Below are 17,962 nucleotides of genomic sequence, written 5' to 3'. Positions count from 1 at the left end.
GCCAGCACGCCGGGGCCGGGGTGGTGTCGGGGGGGTATGAAAGATAACGGTATAAATAGCAGCCACGTAAAGAGTGTCCACGAAAGAGGGGCGCCGTGGCGCCCCTCCGTTACCGAACGGCCAGTGTCGCTCAGAGACGCTCGATATCGGCCTGGTCACGCAGGTCGTCGAGCAGCCCCTGGATGGCCGCCTGGGCCCGCAGCCGCTCGGCCATGCGCGCCACGAAGAGCTCGGTCTCGCTGTCGACCTCACCCGGTTCGACGCGATCCAGGGCGATCAGCACCACCCGGTCGCCGGCGACGGCATGCCCATAGACCGGCTCATCGCCCTCGGGCGCCGGCAGGCGGAAGGCGGCCTGCAGCACGGCCTCGGGCAGGCCGTCGGCATCCTGACGACTGACGCCCTCGGCCTGCTGCCATGCGATCTCGTTTGCCTCACCGGCCCGCAGCTGCTCGACGCGCTCGGCGGCGAGCTCGATCAACGCCTCGCGCCGCAGTTGCGACTCGACACCGGCCCGCACCCTGTCACGCACCTCGTCGAGGTCCAGCACCGTGGCCTCGCGATGGTCGGCTACCCGCAGCACCAGGCGGCGATCCTCGTCGAGCTCGATCACCTCGCTGTTGTAGCCCTCCTCGAGGACGTCGGCGGTGAACGCCTCGGCCATCACCCCCGGCTCGGCGAGCACGCCCTCGGCCCCATCGCGGGAAACCCAGTCGCTCTCGTGCAGCTCCAGGCCGATGTCGTCGGCCACGCTCTGCAGATCATCGGCGGCGAAGCTCTCGTCGATCAGGCGCTGGACACGCTCGTTGAACTCGCCGGCAACACGGGATAGCGCGGCCTCACGCCGTAAATCATCGCGCACCTGCTCGAAAGGGGGGCGCTCCAGCGCCGTGACCTTGAGCAGGTGCAGGCCGTTGTCGGTCTCGACGATATCGGAGACCTGGCCCTCGTCCAGGGCGAAGGCGGCGTCCTCGAAGGCCTCGCCGAAGAAGCCACGGCTGATCACGCCGAGATCCCCGCCCTGCTCGGCCGAGACGGTATCATCCGAGACCTCCGCAGCCAGGTCGGCGAACGCCTCGCCCTCGGCCAGGCGCTCGCGCACGGCCTCGAGCTCGGCCACGGCCTCCTCGCGGGAGCGCTCGCCGTTGAAGGTGAGCATGATATGCGAAACACGACGGTCGGCATCGCGACCGCGCTCCCGCCACAACTCGCGCAGCGCCTGCTCCTCGATCTCGATCTCGTCGGCCATCTGCTGGCGGTCGATGATCACGTACTCCAGGCGAACCTGCTCGGGACGCTGGTAGTTCTCGACATTGGCCTCGTAGTGGCGCTGCATCGCCTCTTCGCTGACCTCCAGCTCGTCGTCGAGATCGGCGGCGGAGAGGGTATGGTAGCGGAAGCTGCGGGTCTGACGCTGCAGCGCCCCCAGCCGCTCCTGCTCGGCGGGCAGGGTGAAGTCGCTGAAGGCCAGCCCCTGCTGCAGCTGCTGGCGCTTCATGTCGACACGCAACTCCTCGCGAAAGGAGAGCGGCGTATAGCCGGCGCTGGCGAGGCGATTACGGAACAGCTCGCTGGAGAAGCGGCCGTCCTGGTCCTGGAACTCCGGCAAGGTGACGATCAGCTGGTCGAGCTGTTCCTCCGAGAGGTGCAGCCCGCCCTCCTCGGCATACTGGGTCAACAGACGATCCATGATCAACTGGTCGAGCATCTGGTTCCGCAGGGCCCGCTCCTGTTCCGGCGGCACCTGGCCGCTGCGGATGGCACGCTGCACCTCCAGCTCGAGTTGGTGGCGGGTGATCGGTTCGCCGTTGACCTTGACGATGTCATCGCCACCACCGCCGAACAGCCCCACCAGGGACTCCACGCCGAACAGCGCCATGGTCACGACCACGGCACCGATGATGATCTTGGCGCCCCAGCTCCTGGAGCGATCTCGAATACTTTGCAGCATGCAGGCCTCGGCTGATGAAGTTGGCAAGGACGCGCCACATTATACGCATCCCGGGGATGCTCGCGGCCATCCGGGCACCGGCAGCGCGGTGCCGCTGAAACGAAGACAGGCGCACCGCCGGGGCGATGCGCCTGTAGGAAGATCAACCGTCAGTGGTGCGGAGCCACCCATCCACTCAGTTGACGGAATCCTTGAGCGCCTTGCCGGCCTTGAAGCTCGGCACCTTGGCAGCACTGATTTCGATCGGCTGGCCGGTCTGCGGGTTGCGGCCGGTGCGGGCGGCACGCTCCTTCACGGCGAAGGTACCGAAGCCCACCAGAGAGACGCTCTCGCCCTTCTTGAGGCTCTCGGCCACGGTCTCGACCATGGCGTCCAGAGCACGGGAAGCGGCTGCCTTGGGAATGTCGGCAGATGCAGCGATGGCTTCGATCAGCTCGGATTTGTTCACACTTCACCCCTTGACTGTTTCAGAAAATGACTCTAATCGACGCGACTTTTGGCTGAATAACGCGATCAAAGCATGGCGCAATTTATAGCAATGCGATGAAACACCTGTCAAGCAACCTCGCGCGCCAAACCCCATCATGTCGGGCTTTTCACGCCGACATGATGGACTTTTTATCGTTAATGCGTGCTGATCATCGAGTGTGAAGAGGCTGCGTCATCTGGCCGCGATTCCTCGCTTGCTGCATCCGGCTTCTCTACCAGCGCCACCTCCATGACCTCGTCGATCCAGCGAACAGGCCTGATGTCGAGTGCTTCCTTGATATTGTCCGGCACCTCCTTGAGATCCCGGCGATTCTCTTCGGGCACAAGCACGATCTTTATACCACCGCGCCGCGCGGCCAGCAATTTCTCCTTCAGGCCGCCGATCGGCAGCACCTCGCCGCGCAGGTTGACCTCGCCGGTCATGGCCACGTCGCAGCGAACCGGGCGCACGGTGTAGGCCGAGATCATGGCCGTGACCATGGCGATGCCGGCACTGGGCCCGTCCTTGGGCGTGGCGCCCTCGGGCACGTGAATGTGCAGGTCCTCCTTCTCGAAGCGCTCCGGGTCGATGCCGAGCGCCAGGGCCCGGGCCCGCACCACGGTATGGGCCGCGCTCACCGACTCCTTCATGACATCGCCCAGCGAGCCGGTCTTGTTGATGCGGCCCTTGCCGGGGGTGACCACCGACTCGATGCTGAGCAGCTCGCCGCCCACCGAGGTCCAGGCCAGGCCGGTCACGCGCCCCACCTGGTCCTCCTGGTCGGCCAGGCCATAGCTGTAGCGGCGCACCCCGGCGTAGGGCTCGATATCCGCCGCCGCCAGCACCACCGGGGCCTGGGCGCCCTCCTTCGCCTCGCGCTCGAGACGCTCGCGCAGCACCTTGCGGCACACCTTGGCGATCTGCCGCTCGAGCTCGCGCACCCCGGCCTCGCGGCTGTAGTAACGGATCAGCTCGAGCAGCGCCTCGTCGGAGAAGGCCAGCTCCTCGTCCTTGAGGCCGTTGGCCTTGAGCTGCTTGGGCACCAGGTAGCGCCGGGCGATGGCCAGCTTCTCGTCCTCGGTGTAACCCGGCAGCCGGATCACCTCCATGCGGTCGAGCAGCGGCCCGGGAATGTTCATCGAGTTGGCGGTGCAGATGAACAGGGTCTCGGACAGGTCGTAGTCCAGCTCCAGGTAGTGGTCGCTGAAGGTATTGTTCTGCTCCGGATCGAGCACCTCGAGCAGCGCCGAGGCCGGGTCGCCACGATGGTCCATGCCGATCTTGTCGACCTCGTCGAGCAGGAACAGCGGGTTCTTGACGCCGGCCCTGGCCATGCGCTGGATCAGCTTGCCGGGCAGCGAGCCGATATAGGTGCGGCGGTGGCCGCGGATCTCGGACTCGTCGCGCACCCCGCCGAGCGCCAGGCGCACGTACTTGCGGTTGGTGGCCCGGGCGATGGACTGCCCCAGCGACGTCTTGCCGACCCCCGGCGGCCCCACCAGGCAGAGCACCGGGCCCTTGAGCTTCTTGACCCGCTTGTGCACGGCAAGGTACTCGAGGATCCGCGCCTTGACCTCGTCGAGGCCGTAGTGGTCCTCGTCGAGCACCTGCTGGGCATGGACCAGGTCGTGCCTGACCCGGGTGCGCTTCTTCCACGGCACCGACACCAGCCAGTCGAGATAGGAGCGCACCACCGTGGCCTCGGCCGAGGACGGCGACATCATCCTCAGCTTGCCGAGTTCCTGGTTCGCCTTGTCGGCCGCCTCCTTGGGCATGCCGGACTCCTTGATCGCCTGCTCGTACTTGTCGGCCTCGTTGGGCATGTTCTCGAGCTCGCCCATCTCCTTCTGGATGGCCTTCATCTGCTCGTTGAGGTAGTACTCGCGCTGGGACTTCTCCATCTGGTCCTTGACCCGCGAGCGGATGCGCTTCTCGACCTGCAGCAGGTCGATCTCGGACTCGATCAGCGCCATCAGGTGCTCGATGCGATCGCGCACCCGATCCATCTCCAGCAGCTGCTGCTTGTCGTCGATCTTCAGCGACAGATGGGCGCAGATGGTGTCGACCAGGCGACTCGGGTCCTCGATGCCGGAGAGCGAGTTGAGCACCTCGTTGGGCACCTTCCGGGACATCTTGACGTACTGCTCGAACTGGTTGAGCAGCACGCGCACCAGGGCCTCCTGCTCCCGGGCGGTGAGCGGTTCACTCTCGCGCAGCGTCACTTCGGCCCGGCTGTAGCCGTCGTCGACCACGACGATCTCGCCGACATCGGCACGCGACGTCCCTTCGATCAGCACCTTGACGGTCCCGTCGGGCAGCTTGAGCAGTTGCATGATCTCGGCCACGGTGCCGATGGAGAACAGATCCTCCCCGTCCGGATCGTCCTTGCTGGCCTCGCGCTGGGCGACCAGAAGGACACGCTTGTCGGCGGCCATGGCCGCCTCGAGGGCCAGGATCGACTTCTCCCGGCCGACGAACAACGGAATGACCATCTGCGGGTAGACGACCACGTCCCGCAGCGGCAAAAGGGGCAGACTCAGGGTCTGTTCGGCGTTCTGCTGCATCGCAGACGTTCCTCAAACGAAATCGGGTGGATACGAACTCTTCGGATACTTGGGGAGTGGGGGCGACGGAACGGCTTTGCAAGGCGTCTTGCGCCCGGGCGCCGGAAAAAGGAAACGGGAGCCAATCCATCACCAGAGGTGCCGGGAAGGCGCCGACAAGGGCGCCCCGCTCGGCACGTCACGGATGAATTCGCTCCCGCATCAGGCCGCTGGGCAGGCCCGGGCCTAACCGCCGGTACCGTCGCTGCGCGGCTCTTCCTGCTGCGAGTAGATCAGCAGCGGCTCGCTCTCGTCGGCGATCACCGAGGCATCGATCACCACCTTGCTCACCCCCTCCAGCGAGGGGATCTCGTACATGGTGTCGAGCAGCACCGACTCGAGGATCGAGCGCAGGCCGCGGGCACCGGTCTTGCGCGCCATGGCCTTGCCGGCCACCGCACGCAGGGCATCGTCGCGGAACTCCAGCTCGACCCCCTCCATCTCGAACAGCCTGGCGTACTGCTTGATCAGCGAGTTCTTGGGCTCGGTGAGGATCTGGATCAGGGCATCCTCGGTGAGCTCGGTGAGGGTCGCGATGACCGGCAGGCGACCGACAAACTCGGGGATCAGGCCGAACTTGACCAGGTCCTCGGGCTCCACGTCGGCCAGCAGGGCCCCGACGCCCTTGGCCTCGTCCTTGCTCTTGACGGTGGCGTTGAAGCCGATGCCGCCCTTCTCGGCGCGATCGCGGATCACCTTGTCCAGCCCGGCGAAGGCACCGCCGACGATGAACAGGATGTTGCCGGTGTCGACCTGCAGGAACTCCTGCTGCGGGTGCTTGCGCCCTCCCTGGGGAGGCACCGAGGCGGTGGTGCCCTCGATCAGCTTGAGCAGCGCCTGCTGCACCCCCTCGCCCGAGACGTCGCGGGTGATGGAGGGGTTGTCCGACTTGCGCGAGATCTTGTCGATCTCGTCGATGTAGACGATGCCGCGCTGGGCCTTCTCCACATCGTAGTCGCACTTCTGCAGCAGCTTCTGGATGATGTTCTCGACATCCTCGCCGACATAGCCCGCCTCGGTGAGGGTGGTGGCATCGGCGATGGTGAAGGGCACGTTGAGCAGCCGCGCCAGGGTCTCGGCCAGCAGGGTCTTGCCGCTGCCGGTGGGGCCGATCAGCAGGATGTTCGACTTGCCGAGCTCCACGTCGTCGCCCTTCACGTCGGAGCGCAGGCGCTTGTAGTGGTTGTAGACCGCCACGGACAGCACCATCTTGGCGCGGTCCTGGCCGATCACGTAATCATCGAGGGTGTGACGAATCTCGCGGGGAACCGGCAGACGCTCCTCGTCGCTCTCGGCATCGGCATCGAGAACCTCCTCGCGAATGATGTCGTTGCACAGGTCGACACACTCATCGCAGATATAGACGGACGGGCCGGCAATCAGCTTGCGCACCTCGTTCTGGTTCTTGCCGCAGAACGAGCAGTAGAGCAGCTTGCCGCCTTCGTCCTTGCCTTTGCCGTCGGCCATTCGCGTACCTCTCTCGCTTCGGCGGCCAGCTGCCGCCGTGTTCTCGACGGCGGCCAGTGGCCGCCGGGAATCATGTCAATCGCGCGTGAATCGAGCGTGCGTGGATAGGTTTCACGCTATCAGGATGTCGGCCGCTTATCCAGCACGGCATCGATCAGGCCATACTCGGCGGCCTGGCCGCCGTCCATGAAGTTGTCGCGGTCGGTATCCCGGGCGATGGTCTCGAAGTCCTGGCCGGTGTGGTGCGCCAGGATCTGGTTGAGCCTGTCGCGGATACCGAGGATCTCGCGGGTATGGATCTCGATGTCCGAGGCCTGGCCCTGGTAGCCGCCCAGCGGCTGGTGGATCATCATCCGCGAGTTGGGCAGGCAGAACCGCTTGCCCGCCGCCCCCCCGGCCAGCAGCAGCGCGCCCATGCTCGCCGCCTGACCGATGCACACGGTGGAGACGTCGGGCTTGACGAACTGCATGGTGTCGTAGATCGACATGCCGGCGGTGACGCCCCCGCCCGGGGAGTTGATGTAGAGGTGGATGTCCTTGTCCGGGTTCTCGGACTCCAGGAACAGCAGCTGCGCCACGATCAGGTTGGCCATGTAATCTTCCACCGGACCCACCAGGAAGATCACACGCTCCTTGAGCAGGCGGGAATAGATGTCATAGGCCCGCTCGCCGCGCGCGCTCTGCTCGACCACCATCGGTACCAGGCCGCCGGTGTTGCGGATATCGAACTCGTTGCTCATTTGTGTGATGTCCTTGCATCCGATGAATGGAAGCGTAACGTCCCGCCGGCGGCGCCGGCGGGGAAGAAGCCCGGGGAGAGGGTGATCAGGCCTTGCTCTCCTCGCCGTTCTCCTCGGCTTCCTCGGTTGCCTCGCTCTCTTCGGCCTCGTCGCTCTCGGCCTGCTGGGCAGCGGCCAGCACCTCCTGGTAGCTCATCTCCACATCCTTGACGGTGGCCTGCTCGAGCAGCTGGTCGACGGCCTTCTCTTCGAGGATAGCGGACTTGACCTGGGTCTTGAGCTGATCGTTGCCGAGATAGTACTCGACCACCTGCTCCGGCTCCTGGTACTGCTCGGCCAGCTCCTCGACCTTGGCCTTGATCTCGTCGTCGGAGGCGTCGAGCTCGTGGGACTTGATCACCTCGGCCAGCAACAGGCCGACCTGCACGCGGCTCTTCGCCTGCTCGGCGAACAGCTCATCGGGCAGCTGGGAGACGTCGAAGTCCTCGCCCAGGCCGAACTGCTGGGCCGCCTGGCGCTTGAGGCCGTCGGTCTCCTGCTGCACCAGCGACTGGGGCACCGGGACGTCGTTGGCCTGCTTGAGCGCCTCGAGCACCTGCTGCTTGACGCGGTTTTCCACCGCCTGGCTCGCCTCGCGGGTCATGTTGCTGGTGACCTCGGCGCGGAACTTCTCCAGGTCGCCGTCCTCGACACCGAACTTCTTGACGAACTCGGCATCCACCTCCGGCAGGGTCTGGGCACTGACCTGGTGCACCTTGACCTTGAAGGTCGCTTCCTGGCCCGCCAGGTTCTCGGCCTGGTAGTCCTCGGGGAAGGTGACCTTGAGTTCCTTCTCCTCACCGGCGCTGGCGCCGACCAGCTGCTCCTCGAAACCGGGAATGAAGCTGCCGGACCCCAGCACCAGGCTATGCCCTTCGGCGCTGCCGCCCTCGAAGGGCTCGTCGCCCAGGAAGCCCTGGAAGTCGATGGTCACCTGGTCGCCATCCTCGGCGGCACGCTCCACCGCTTCCCAGGCGGCGTTCTGCTTGCGCAGGGTCTCGACCATCTCGTCGACATCCGCCTCGGTCACCTCGACCACCGGACGCTCGACTTCGGTACCCTCGATGGAAGCCAGCTCTATCTCTGGGTAGACCTCCAGAGTGGCGGTGAATTCCAGATCCTTGCCCGATTCGTTGACGGTAGCTTCGATCTGCGGGAAGCCGGCAGGGTTGAGGTTCTCCTCGGTGATGGCACGCACATAGCGCTCGCGCATCACCTCGCCCACCACCTCGTTGCGCACGTCGTGGCCGTAGCGCTGACGAATCACCGACATCGGCACCTTGCCCTTGCGGAAGCCGTCCATGCGAACGTTCTTGGCGGCGTCCTTGAGACGGGCGGCGACGGCCTCGTCGACCTCGGCGGCCGGCACCTGCACGGTGATGCGGCGTTCGATCTGGGAGGTCGTATCGACGGAAACTTGCATGAATTGTCCTCTACCGACTGGGGGCGTTCTGATGAAAGCGTGAATAGGGTCAAGGGGGAGATTCTAAGAATCCCGCCCGGTACTGGCAAGCACCATACCCGGCAAATGGGGGCACGGGGGCGCATTGCAAGGCATACCGGCGAAAAAGATCGGGGCGAAATGGCGCCACCGGCGGCGACTCGAAGGGGCCAAAGGACAGCAAACAGAAAAGCCGGAGTGCCGAAGGGCAGCCCGTACGCGGATGAACCAGAAAAAAAGACGATCGGATATGATACAGAAAAGACGAGGAACCGGGACCTGTCAAGGGGTGGGGTGGATGATGGGGATCGAACCCACGACCACCGGAGCCACAATCCGGGGCTCTACCACTGAGCTACATCCACCACTGCCTTGATTGCCGGATACGACAACTGCCCGCGTCGGAATGGGGTGGATGATGGGGATCGAACCCACGACCACCGGAGCCACAATCCGGGGCTCTACCACTGAGCTACATCCACCATTTCGACACTGCTCGACCGAGACTCGCCGCCACCGCAGGTGGCGCGCCCAGCAGGACTCGAACCTGCAACCTACGGCTTAGAAGGCCGTTGCTCTATCCGGTTGAGCTATAGGCGCATTCTACGTTCCAGGCCACATGACCGCAACCTCTGAATGAAAAATAAAGCAATTCAATCAACAAGTTGTGGTCGGGGTGGAGGGATTCGAACCCCCGACATCCTGCTCCCAAAGCAGGCGCGCTACCAGACTGCGCTACACCCCGCCGGTGATCAGGCGGCCCTGGCGCCGCCGCAGGGGCCTCGCCAAGCGCTGCGTATTCTACGGAACTTTCCCCCGGGGTCAAGTGCAAACGGCGTCACGCCGGGCCTCGACGCTTTGCCTCGGCGTCCTGTCATGCGAAAATCGGCTGCCTTCTGCTCACGCGGACATCGCAGCAGTTGTCCGCGCCGCCCACCATTCACCACCAGGGGAAGTTCGATGACAGCCCAACTGATCGATGGCAAGGCCATTGCCGCCCGAGTCCGCCAGCAGGTCGCCCGCCAGGTGCAGGTGCGCCACGACGCCGGTGCTCGTACCCCGGGCCTGGCCGTGGTGCTGGTGGGCGAGGACCCCGCCTCCGCCGTCTACGTGCGCAACAAGCAAAACGCCTGCGTGGAGGCGGGTATCGAGTCCTTCCGCCACCAGCTGCCGGCCACGACCTCCCAGCAGGAGCTCGAGGCCCTGGTCGACCGCCTCAACGCCGACCCGCGGATCGACGGCATCCTGGTCCAGCTGCCGCTGCCCGAACACCTGGATGCCCGGCCGATCCTCGAGCGCATCCTTCCCCACAAGGATGTCGACGGCTTCCACCCCTACAACCTGGGGCGCCTGGCCCAGCGCCTGCCGATGCTGCGCCCCTGCACCCCCAAGGGAGTGATAACCCTGCTGCAGGAGAGTGGCCTCAAGGTCCGCGGCCTGGACGCCACCGTGGTGGGCGCCTCCAACATCGTCGGTCGCCCCATGGCGCTGGAGCTGATGCTCGCCGGCTGCACCACCACCGTCTGCCACCGCTTCACCCGCCACCTCGAGGAGCATGTCCGGCGCGCCGAGCTGCTGGTGGTGGCGGTGGGCCGGCCGGGGCTGGTCAAGGGCGAATGGGTGAGGGACGGCGCCATCGTCATCGATGTGGGCATCAACCGCGAGGAGGACGGCCGCCTGGTGGGCGACGTGGAGTTCGAGCCAGCGGCCGAGCGCGCCAGCTGGATCACCCCGGTGCCCGGCGGCGTCGGTCCCATGACCGTGGCCTCGCTGCTCGAGAACACCCTGGTCGCGGCGGAACTGCACGACGCCATGGCGGCCGGCCACCAGCCCGCCTGAGCCGGCCGGCACATGCACAGCGGCGCGCAGTCGGCTAGAATGCGCACCCCACTTTCCCGAGACGTCCACCCACCGGAACGCGAGGCCATCGATGAGCGACAAGATGAACGTGGAAAGCTTCAACCTGGATCACACCAAGGTGAAGGCCCCCTATGTCCGCCTGGCCGACATCAAGACCGGCCTGAACGGCGACCGTATCCACAAGTACGACATGCGGATCTGCCAGCCCAACCGGGAGCACATGGAGATGCCAGCGCTGCACTCCCTGGAGCACCTCATGGCGGAGCTGTCGCGCAACCATTCCGATCGCATCGTCGACATCAGCCCCATGGGCTGCCAGACCGGCTTCTACGTGGCGCTGATCAACCACGACGACTACGACGACGTGCTGACCCTGCTGCAGAAGACCCTCGAGGACGTGCTGGTCGCCGACGAGGTGCCGGCCTGCAACGAGATGCAGTGCGGCTGGGCCGCCAGCCACAGCCTGGAAGGCGCCAAGGCCATCGCGCAGGGCTTCCTCGACAAGCGCCACGAGTGGACGGACGTCTTCGCATGAAACGGATCGGCATCATCGGCGCCATGGCCCAGGAGGTCGAGCACCTCGCCTCCCTGCTGGAAGACCGGCGTACCCGCTCCCATGTCGGCTGCACCTTCCACCAGGGACACCTCCGCGGGGTCGAAGTGGTGATCCTGCAATCCGGTATCGGCAAGGTGAACGCCGCCGTCGGCACCACCCTGCTGCTCGATCTCTACCGGCCCGAGGCGATCATCAATACCGGCTCGGCCGGTGGCTTCGGGGAAGGCCTCGAGATCGGCGATATCGTGGTCTCCAGCGAGGTACGCCACCACGACGTCGACGCCGTGGTGTTCGGCTACGAGCACGGGCAGGTGCCCCGGATGCCCGCCGCCTACCTGCCGGACGACCGCCTGGTGACGGTCGCACGGGAGTGCGTCGAGTCCCTCGGCGAGGTGCGCGTGGTCGAGGGGTTGATCGCCACCGGTGATGTTTTCATGGCCTGCCCCGACCAGGTCTCGAGGACCCGCTCGCGCTTTCCCACCATGCTCGCCGCCGAGATGGAGGCCGCGGCCATCGCCCAGACCTGCCACCTCTATGGCTGCCCCTTCGTGGTGATCCGCTCGCTCTCCGACATCGCCGGCGGCGGCGACAACCACCTCTCCTTCGAGCAGTTCCTGGAAAAGGCCGCCGATCACTCGGCCCGCATGGTCGAAGCGATGGTCGCGCGCCTGGCCAGCCCGGTTGCCCAGGCGAGCCCGCAGCCGGTCGCCGACCAGGTATAGGGCATAGGCAGTGGGAGGCCCTCCGGGATCAGACCCGGGCCTCCCCGCGAATATCCCGACGATGGCAGCACGTTCGCCGAAAATGCGCCGAGGCCGCCCCTATGGGGTCAGACCCCGGCGGTGTCGACTCCGCTCGCCAAGTGCATGGTGACAGGCCTGGTAACTCGGCCGGGGTCTGACCCCATAGGGCCTCCCAGCGCTGGTAAGCCACCAGCAGCTCAGTCGCGCAGCTTCCACTCCAGGGTCTCGCCGGCCATCAGCGGCACGATGCGCTGGTCGCCGGCGTAGGGCAGCGATTCGGGCAGGGTCCAGGGCTCGCGCACCAGGGTGACGCGGTCGGCGTTGCGCGCCACGCCGTAGAAGTCCGGGCCGAAGTGGCTGGCGAAGCCCTCGAGACGCTCCAGGGCACCGGCCTGCTCGAAGGCGGTGGCGTAGAGCTCGATGGCCGCCGGGGCGGTATAGGCACCGGCACAGCCGCAGGCACTCTCCTTGTCGCCTCGGGCATGGGGGGCGCTGTCGGTGCCGAGGAAGAACTTGGGGTTCCCCGAGGTGGCCGCCGCCAGCAGCGCCTCGCGATGGCGTTCGCGCTTGAGGATCGGCAGGCAGTAGTAGTGCGGGCGAATGCCCCCCACCAGCATGTGGTTGCGGTTGAACAGCAGGTGGTGGGCGGTGATGGTGGCCCCCACATTGGCCGGGGACGCGGCGACGAACTCGGCGGCATCGGCCGTGGTGATATGCTCGAACACCACCTTGAGGTCGGGGTGGCGGTCGAGCAGCGGCTTCATGACCCGCTCGATGAACACCGCCTCGCGATCGAAGATGTCGATCTCGGCGCTGGTCACCTCGCCATGCACCAGCAGCGGCATGCCCAGGCGCGCCATGGCGGCAACGGCCGCGTCGCAGTGGGCCAGGTCGGTGACGCCGGAGTCGGAATTGGTGGTGGCCCCGGCGGGATAGAGCTTCACCGCCTGCACGAGGCCGCTGGCCGCGGCCCGCTCGATCTCCTCGGCCGGCGTGTTGTCGGTGAGGTAGAGCGTCATCAGCGGCTCGAAGCGGCTGCCCTCGGGCAGGGCCGCGAGGATCCGGTCGCGGTACGCCCGGGCCTGCTCGGTGCTGGTCACCGGCGGCTTGAGGTTGGGCATGATGATGGCACGCCCCATCTGACGGGCGGTGGCGGCCACCACCGCGGCGAGTGCCTCGCCGTCGCGCAGGTGCAGGTGCCAGTCGTCGGGGCGGGTCAGGGAGATCGAAGTCACGGCGCGTCCTGTATCGGCAATTGGATCGTCGGTCGCGCCAGTATACCGCAAGGGGCAGCGGCCGGGCGCCACGGGTTGCGATGCCCCTTCACCACCGGGAAAATTGCCGTATCATGCCGGCAGATCCATCGAGGGAGACAACATGCCGAAGGTGCGTCACTACGCCGACCTGGTCGCCACTCTGGCCGGGCTCATGTGGCTGGCAGTGTTCTGGTCGGTCAGCGCCTCCGCCCGGATCGGCAGCCTCGAGCCCACCCTGGCCGCGGTGCTGGCGCTCGGCAGCATGATCCTGGTGAGCTTCGTGCACCGCCCCATCCGGGTCCTGCTGGGTCGCTACCACGTGCGCAAGCGGCGTACCGAGATGTGGATGCACATCCTCGCCCTGCCGCTCACCCTGGCCTTCCTCATCGCCATCGTCATCGAGGCCCTGTTCACCCCGCTCGGCGGCGCCCAGAAGATGCTGCTGTTCAACGTGCTCGCCACCTCCGGCTGGGGCGTCTTCGTGCTGACCCTGCTGGGCAAGTGGCTCATCCACCGCTTCAACGCCCGCCGACAGGGCCGCGCCTGATTCAGAAACGGTCGGCACGAAAGGGCGTCATGTCCACCACGGGCGGCTCCCCTTCCATCATCTCGGCCAACAGGCGCCCAGTGACCGGACCCAGGGTGAACCCCTGGTGGCCGTGGCCGAAGGCGAACCACAGGCCATCATGGCGCGGTGCCGGGCCGATCACTGGTTTCATGTCCGACAGACAGGGCCGCGCCCCCTTCCAGGGCTCGTCGTCGAGGCGTTTTCCCAGGGCAGGATAGAGCCGGCGGGCCACCCGCTCGGCGGCATCCAGCTGACCATGGCGTGGCGGGGCATCCAGGCGCTCGAGCTCGGCCCCGGTGGTCAGGCGGATGCCCGCGCGCATGGGAGCCAGGATATAGCCCTCTTCGGCATCCAGCAGCCAATGGCGCAACCACTGCCCGTCACGGGCGTCGTAATGCATGTGATAGCCGCGCTTGACGAAGGTCGGCAGCCGATAGCCCAGCGATGTCAGCCAGTCACCGGCCCAGGGGCCGAGCGCCACCACGACATCCTGCGCCTCGTGGGCACCCGCCTCGGTATCCACCCGCCAGCCCTGGCGGGTCTGGCTCACGCCCCGGATGCCGGCCTCGAGGAATTGCCCCCCCGCTCGCTCGACGTCCGCCGCATAGGCGGCGACGAGCCCCCCGGGGTCGGCCACTCCCCAGGCATTGGTCCAGTGAATGCCCCCTTCCGGCCCCTCGGCCAGTCGGGGCTCACGGCGCTGCAGCTCCGCGGCATCCATCAGGTCGTAGGTAACACCAAAGCGCTCGGCCGCATCGCGCGCCTCCTCCGCCCGGGCCTCCAGGCCCGCGCGGGTGCGATACACCTCCAGCCAGCCCTCCTTGCGCACCAGTTCGCCGGCACCGGCCGCCTCGATCATCGGCTCGTGCTCCTGGGTCGACAGGGCAATCAACGAGGCGTACTCGGGAATGATGCGCGCATGGCGAGGCGGAGCGGAATGGCGCCAGTAGCTGAACAGCGGTCCTGCCGATGCCAGTATGCCGCGCAGGCTGTAGCGGATGTCGACGCGGCGATTGGGCAGCACGGAAAGCAGCTTGCGCAGGTCGCGCGGGAAGGGATAGGGGCGTACCGCCTCGCGCTGAATCAAACCACCGTTACCGAACGAGGTTTCCCGCCCCGGCGGGTGACGGTCCACCAGCAGCACCGACCGGCCGCGGCGAACCAGGTGCCAGGCGATGGAAACACCGACCATGCCGGCTCCCAGTACGATGGTCTCGCGAGACATGCCACTTCTCCAGGTATCCAGACAAGCACTCCGACAGCCGGAGCGTGTCGGAGCCGAGCCGCCATTCTAGCAGCCTGTCGGATTCGACCCATGATCGAGGCCGGGTTTCGCCGTAGATCAGCGTTACCTCCGACGGGCTACCCGGCGCGGCGCCGCGCACCTCGGCGCAGCCAAGCCCACACCGGCCATGGCATCAACGATGGTCGGCGGCATTCTGGACCTGGAGCTTGGTACGAATGAAATCGGAATGACTGACGTGCAGCAGGTCGGCCAGGCGGCGAATGCGGTGCTCCTCAAGCGAATGCGACTCGCCATCGGCCAGCGACAGCATCCACATCGTGCGGACCAGCTCACAGCGCTGCTCATAGCCGTAGTGCTGCTTGACGAGGCTGACGAACTGGTAGTGATCGACGGCCTGCTCGGCCTCCTCCCTGGCCAGGGACATCAACTCGTCGAGGGCCGCATCTTCCAGTGCAAAGCGCTGCTGCAACTGCCGACGCAGCAGGGCCAGCTCGCTGTCGTCGAGATGGTAGTCGGCCCGCGCCACCTCGAAGAGCAGCGCCGCCGTGGCCAATTCCAGGGTGGGGGCCGGACCGCCGGCGGTGTCGGGTTCGGCCAGGGCCTGCTGGAAGAAACGCTGGATACTCTCGAGCATATCGGGCTCCCTGCAAGATCATGCTGCTCTGACCCGTGGCGGTCGCGGGCGTTCACGTAAGTGTTGGGGTCAGACCCCTCAGCGAACTTTGGGGTCTGACCCCACAGGATACTTCACCGTTCACCCTTCCATCGCCACTATGCGAAAGTAACCCTTGGCCATTCGACGTTCAGCGACCGGAGACCTCATGCCCCGCTACCCCGACCATCTGCTAGGCGACGGCCCGACCAACCCCTTCCCGGGGGTGCGTGTGCTCGAGCGTCGCCTGGGCCGCGAGATTCCCCACCAGCTGGGCTCCAACGAGGGGCTCGACATGCCCCACCGCGCCCTGCGCGCCCACTTCGGCGATGCCATGGCTGCCCATGTCTACAGTTACGGCGACGCCGAGGCCCTGGGCATTCGCCAGCGCCTGGCCGACCAGCAGCACATCCCCCTCGAGGCGCTGCTGGTCGATGCCGGGGCCGACAGCCTGATCGCCCTGGCCCTGCGCGCCGTGGCCGAGCCCGGCCTGAGCGTGGTCGGCACCGCCGGCACCTACCCCACCTTCGGCTACTTCGCCCGCGGCCAGGGCTGCCGCCTGGTGGAAGTGCCCTACGACGAGGGGCCGGGCCGCCTCGCCCCGAACCTCGAGGCCCTGGCGCGTGCCGCCCACGCGCACGACGCCCGGCTCGTCTACCTGGCCAACCCCGACAACCCCAGCGGGCACCTGCACGGCGACGACGCCGTGCGTGACCTGCGCGCCGAGCTGCCCGACGACTGCTGGCTGCTGCTCGACGAGGCCTACCATGACTTCCGCGACGACGCCGAGAGCCCCTTCGCCCGCGAGGTGCTCCCCGGCGTGATTCGCCTGCGCACCCTCTCCAAGGCCCATGGCCTCGCCGGCCTGCGCGTCGGCTACGCCATCGCCGAGCCGGAGACGCTGGCGGTGATGATGAAGGTGCGCATCCACTATGCGGTCTCGACGCTCTCCCAGGCCGCCGCCGAGGTGGTGCTCGACCACCCCGAGGAGAGCCGGGCCCATGTCGCCGCCGTGCTCGAACGCCGCGAGCGTCTGGCGGCGCACTTCCGCGCCCTGGGCGCCGACGTCCTGCCCAGCGCCACCAACTTCATCGGCCTGCGGCTGCCCGATGCCGAACTCGCCGGACGCATCCATGGCGAGCTGCTCGATGCCGGACGCCTGATCGCCCGGCCTGCCGACCCGGCGCTGGGGCATGTGCTGCGCATCACCGCCGTCGAGGATGCCCTGGTCCCCGGCCGGCTGGCGATCCTCGAGAAGGCCCTCGAGACGCGCTGACCCCCTGCTCCTTCCCCGTTTCTGCGGTACGGTGCAGGTCATCGACGGCGGCTGGCTCAGTTGAGTGCCGCCGCGGACCAGACCCCAGACAATCCCAAGGAACCTACGCCATGAAACTGCTGCGCTTCGGCCCCAAGGGCCACGAGAAACCCGGACTGCTCGACGCCGACGGCGTGATCCGCGACCTCTCGGCCCATGTCCCCGATATCGACGGCCCCCACCTCGGCCGCGATCGCCTGACGGTGCTGGCCGGGCTCGACCCGAACCGGCTGCCCGCGGTAGCCGCCGACACGCGGCTCGGCCCCTGCGTCGGCCGGGTCGGCAAGTTCATCGGCATCGGGCTGAACTACTCCGACCACGCCGCCGAGACCGGCGCCGAGGTGCCCGCCGAACCGGTGGTCTTCAACAAGTGGACCAGCGCCATCTGCGGCCCCGACGACGACGTGATCCTTCCCCGCGGCTCGCGGAAGACCGACTGGGAAGTCGAGCTCGGCGTGGTGATCGGCAAGGCCGGACGCCACATCGACGAGGCCGAGGCCATGGACCACGTGGCCGGCTACTGCGTGGTCAACGACGTCTCCGAGCGGGAGTACCAGCTCGAGCGCAGCGGCACCTGGGACAAGGGCAAGGGCTGCGACACCTTCGGCCCCCTGGGTCCCTGGCTGGTCACGCCCGACGAGGTCGCCGACCCGCACCAGCTGGCCATGTGGCTCGAGGTCGACGGCCACCGCTACCAGGACGGCAGCAGCCGCACCATGGTCTTCCGCATCCCCTTCCTGATCAGCTACCTGAGCCGCTTCATGAGCCTGCAGCCGGGAGACGTCATCTCCACCGGCACCCCGCCCGGCGTGGGCATGGGCCAGCAGCCGCCGGTCTATCTCAAGCCCGGCCAGCGCATGCGCCTGGGCATCGAGGGGTTGGGCGAGCAGTGCCAGTCGGTGGTCGCCGACGAGCCCGGCTGAGCCGTACCTTGTCTGGTCACTTCCAACATACAAGCCACGCTCTGTGGGGCGATGGCGGCGCGCAGCGGCGCTGCTGGGCGGTCGTCTGCCCCGTTGGCGGCCACCGCCGGGGCGCCTGCCGGCGGCGTGGGAC

15 protein-coding genes and 4 tRNA genes are annotated in these 17,962 nt (G+C 67.0%); 6 read left to right on the top strand and 13 right to left on the bottom strand.

Going from position 1 to position 17,962, the window contains the following annotated elements; all coding sequences use genetic code 11:
- Positions 1–130 precede the first annotated feature (130 nt).
- From MKP05_RS06385 to MKP05_RS06340, 10 genes are all read right to left on the bottom strand, one after another.
- The gene (locus tag MKP05_RS06385; RefSeq protein WP_240567511.1) at positions 131–1,951 is read right to left on the bottom strand and encodes a SurA N-terminal domain-containing protein; all 1,821 of its coding nucleotides are present in this window, start codon (positions 1,949–1,951) and stop codon (positions 131–133) included.
- A 175-nt stretch (positions 1,952–2,126) separates the two neighbouring features.
- Positions 2,127–2,399, bottom strand: coding sequence for a non-specific DNA-binding protein Hbs (hbs, locus tag MKP05_RS06380; protein ID WP_110285067.1), 273 nt, complete (start codon positions 2,397–2,399; stop codon positions 2,127–2,129).
- Positions 2,400–2,575: 176 nt separating this feature from the next.
- The gene (gene lon, locus MKP05_RS06375) at positions 2,576–4,984 is read right to left on the bottom strand and encodes an endopeptidase La (RefSeq protein WP_240567510.1); all 2,409 of its coding nucleotides are present in this window, start codon (positions 4,982–4,984) and stop codon (positions 2,576–2,578) included.
- Between the two features lie 225 nt (positions 4,985–5,209).
- Positions 5,210–6,490 carry an ATP-dependent Clp protease ATP-binding subunit ClpX gene (gene clpX, locus MKP05_RS06370; RefSeq protein WP_240567509.1) on the bottom strand — a complete coding sequence of 427 codons (1,281 nt, stop codon included), beginning with the start codon at positions 6,488–6,490 and terminating at the stop codon, positions 5,210–5,212.
- A gap of 119 nt (positions 6,491–6,609) precedes the next feature.
- The gene (gene clpP / locus MKP05_RS06365; RefSeq protein WP_110285064.1) at positions 6,610–7,230 is read right to left on the bottom strand and encodes an ATP-dependent Clp endopeptidase proteolytic subunit ClpP; all 621 of its coding nucleotides are present in this window, start codon (positions 7,228–7,230) and stop codon (positions 6,610–6,612) included.
- A gap of 85 nt (positions 7,231–7,315) precedes the next feature.
- A complete protein-coding gene (tig, locus tag MKP05_RS06360) occupies positions 7,316–8,692 on the bottom strand; it encodes a trigger factor (protein WP_240567508.1) in 1,377 nt (458 codons plus the stop codon).
- Between the two features lie 308 nt (positions 8,693–9,000).
- A tRNA-His gene (locus MKP05_RS06355) sits at positions 9,001–9,075 on the bottom strand.
- 42 nt (positions 9,076–9,117) lie between these two features.
- Positions 9,118–9,192, bottom strand: a tRNA-His gene (locus MKP05_RS06350).
- A 41-nt stretch (positions 9,193–9,233) separates the two neighbouring features.
- Positions 9,234–9,310, bottom strand: a tRNA-Arg gene (locus MKP05_RS06345).
- Positions 9,311–9,378: 68 nt separating this feature from the next.
- Positions 9,379–9,455 (bottom strand) — tRNA-Pro (locus MKP05_RS06340).
- A gap of 215 nt (positions 9,456–9,670) precedes the next feature.
- On the opposite strand from MKP05_RS06340, the gene folD reads away from it, so the two are divergent.
- The 3 genes from folD to mtnN all read left to right on the top strand — a co-directional run bounded on the left by folD (position 9,671) and on the right by mtnN (position 11,848).
- Positions 9,671–10,549, top strand: a complete 879-nt coding sequence (gene folD / locus MKP05_RS06335; RefSeq protein WP_240567507.1) for a bifunctional methylenetetrahydrofolate dehydrogenase/methenyltetrahydrofolate cyclohydrolase FolD — start codon at positions 9,671–9,673, stop codon at positions 10,547–10,549.
- A 91-nt stretch (positions 10,550–10,640) separates the two neighbouring features.
- Positions 10,641–11,105 carry an S-ribosylhomocysteine lyase gene (locus tag MKP05_RS06330; RefSeq protein WP_110285061.1) on the top strand — a complete coding sequence of 155 codons (465 nt, stop codon included), beginning with the start codon at positions 10,641–10,643 and terminating at the stop codon, positions 11,103–11,105.
- The gene (mtnN, locus tag MKP05_RS06325; protein ID WP_240567506.1) at positions 11,102–11,848 is read left to right on the top strand and encodes a 5'-methylthioadenosine/S-adenosylhomocysteine nucleosidase; all 747 of its coding nucleotides are present in this window, start codon (positions 11,102–11,104) and stop codon (positions 11,846–11,848) included. The genes MKP05_RS06330 and mtnN overlap by 4 nt, the downstream gene beginning before the upstream one ends.
- A gap of 218 nt (positions 11,849–12,066) precedes the next feature.
- On the opposite strand, the gene pyrC is transcribed toward mtnN, so the two are convergent.
- Positions 12,067–13,104: a dihydroorotase gene (pyrC, locus tag MKP05_RS06320; protein ID WP_240567505.1), complete on the bottom strand. Its 1,038-nt coding sequence runs from the start codon at positions 13,102–13,104 to the stop codon at positions 12,067–12,069.
- A 142-nt stretch (positions 13,105–13,246) separates the two neighbouring features.
- On the opposite strand from pyrC, the gene MKP05_RS06315 reads away from it, so the two are divergent.
- On the top strand, positions 13,247–13,672 hold the full coding sequence (locus tag MKP05_RS06315; RefSeq protein ID WP_240567504.1) for a hypothetical protein: 426 nt from the start codon (positions 13,247–13,249) through the stop codon (positions 13,670–13,672).
- A gap of 1 nt (position 13,673) precedes the next feature.
- Here the strand turns inward: MKP05_RS06315 and MKP05_RS06310 are convergent, their stop codons facing one another.
- Together MKP05_RS06310 and MKP05_RS06305 are read right to left on the bottom strand one after the other, a co-directional pair.
- Positions 13,674–14,918, bottom strand: a complete 1,245-nt coding sequence (locus MKP05_RS06310) for an NAD(P)/FAD-dependent oxidoreductase (RefSeq protein WP_240567503.1) — start codon at positions 14,916–14,918, stop codon at positions 13,674–13,676.
- Between the two features lie 193 nt (positions 14,919–15,111).
- Positions 15,112–15,573 carry a tellurite resistance TerB family protein gene (locus tag MKP05_RS06305; protein ID WP_240567502.1) on the bottom strand — a complete coding sequence of 154 codons (462 nt, stop codon included), beginning with the start codon at positions 15,571–15,573 and terminating at the stop codon, positions 15,112–15,114.
- Positions 15,574–15,760: 187 nt separating this feature from the next.
- On the opposite strand from MKP05_RS06305, the gene MKP05_RS06300 reads away from it, so the two are divergent.
- Together MKP05_RS06300 and MKP05_RS06295 are read left to right on the top strand one after the other, a co-directional pair.
- Positions 15,761–16,867: a pyridoxal phosphate-dependent aminotransferase gene (locus MKP05_RS06300; RefSeq protein WP_240567501.1), complete on the top strand. Its 1,107-nt coding sequence runs from the start codon at positions 15,761–15,763 to the stop codon at positions 16,865–16,867.
- Positions 16,868–16,977: 110 nt separating this feature from the next.
- Positions 16,978–17,829 carry a fumarylacetoacetate hydrolase family protein gene (locus MKP05_RS06295; protein WP_240567500.1) on the top strand — a complete coding sequence of 284 codons (852 nt, stop codon included), beginning with the start codon at positions 16,978–16,980 and terminating at the stop codon, positions 17,827–17,829.
- Positions 17,830–17,962 lie beyond the last annotated feature (133 nt).

The organism is Halomonas flagellata (genome assembly GCF_022487945.1).
In the GTDB taxonomy this organism is placed as follows: Bacteria; Pseudomonadota; Gammaproteobacteria; order Pseudomonadales; family Halomonadaceae; genus Halomonas; species Halomonas flagellata.
This window is presented reverse-complemented; position numbering and strand designations above follow the sequence as displayed.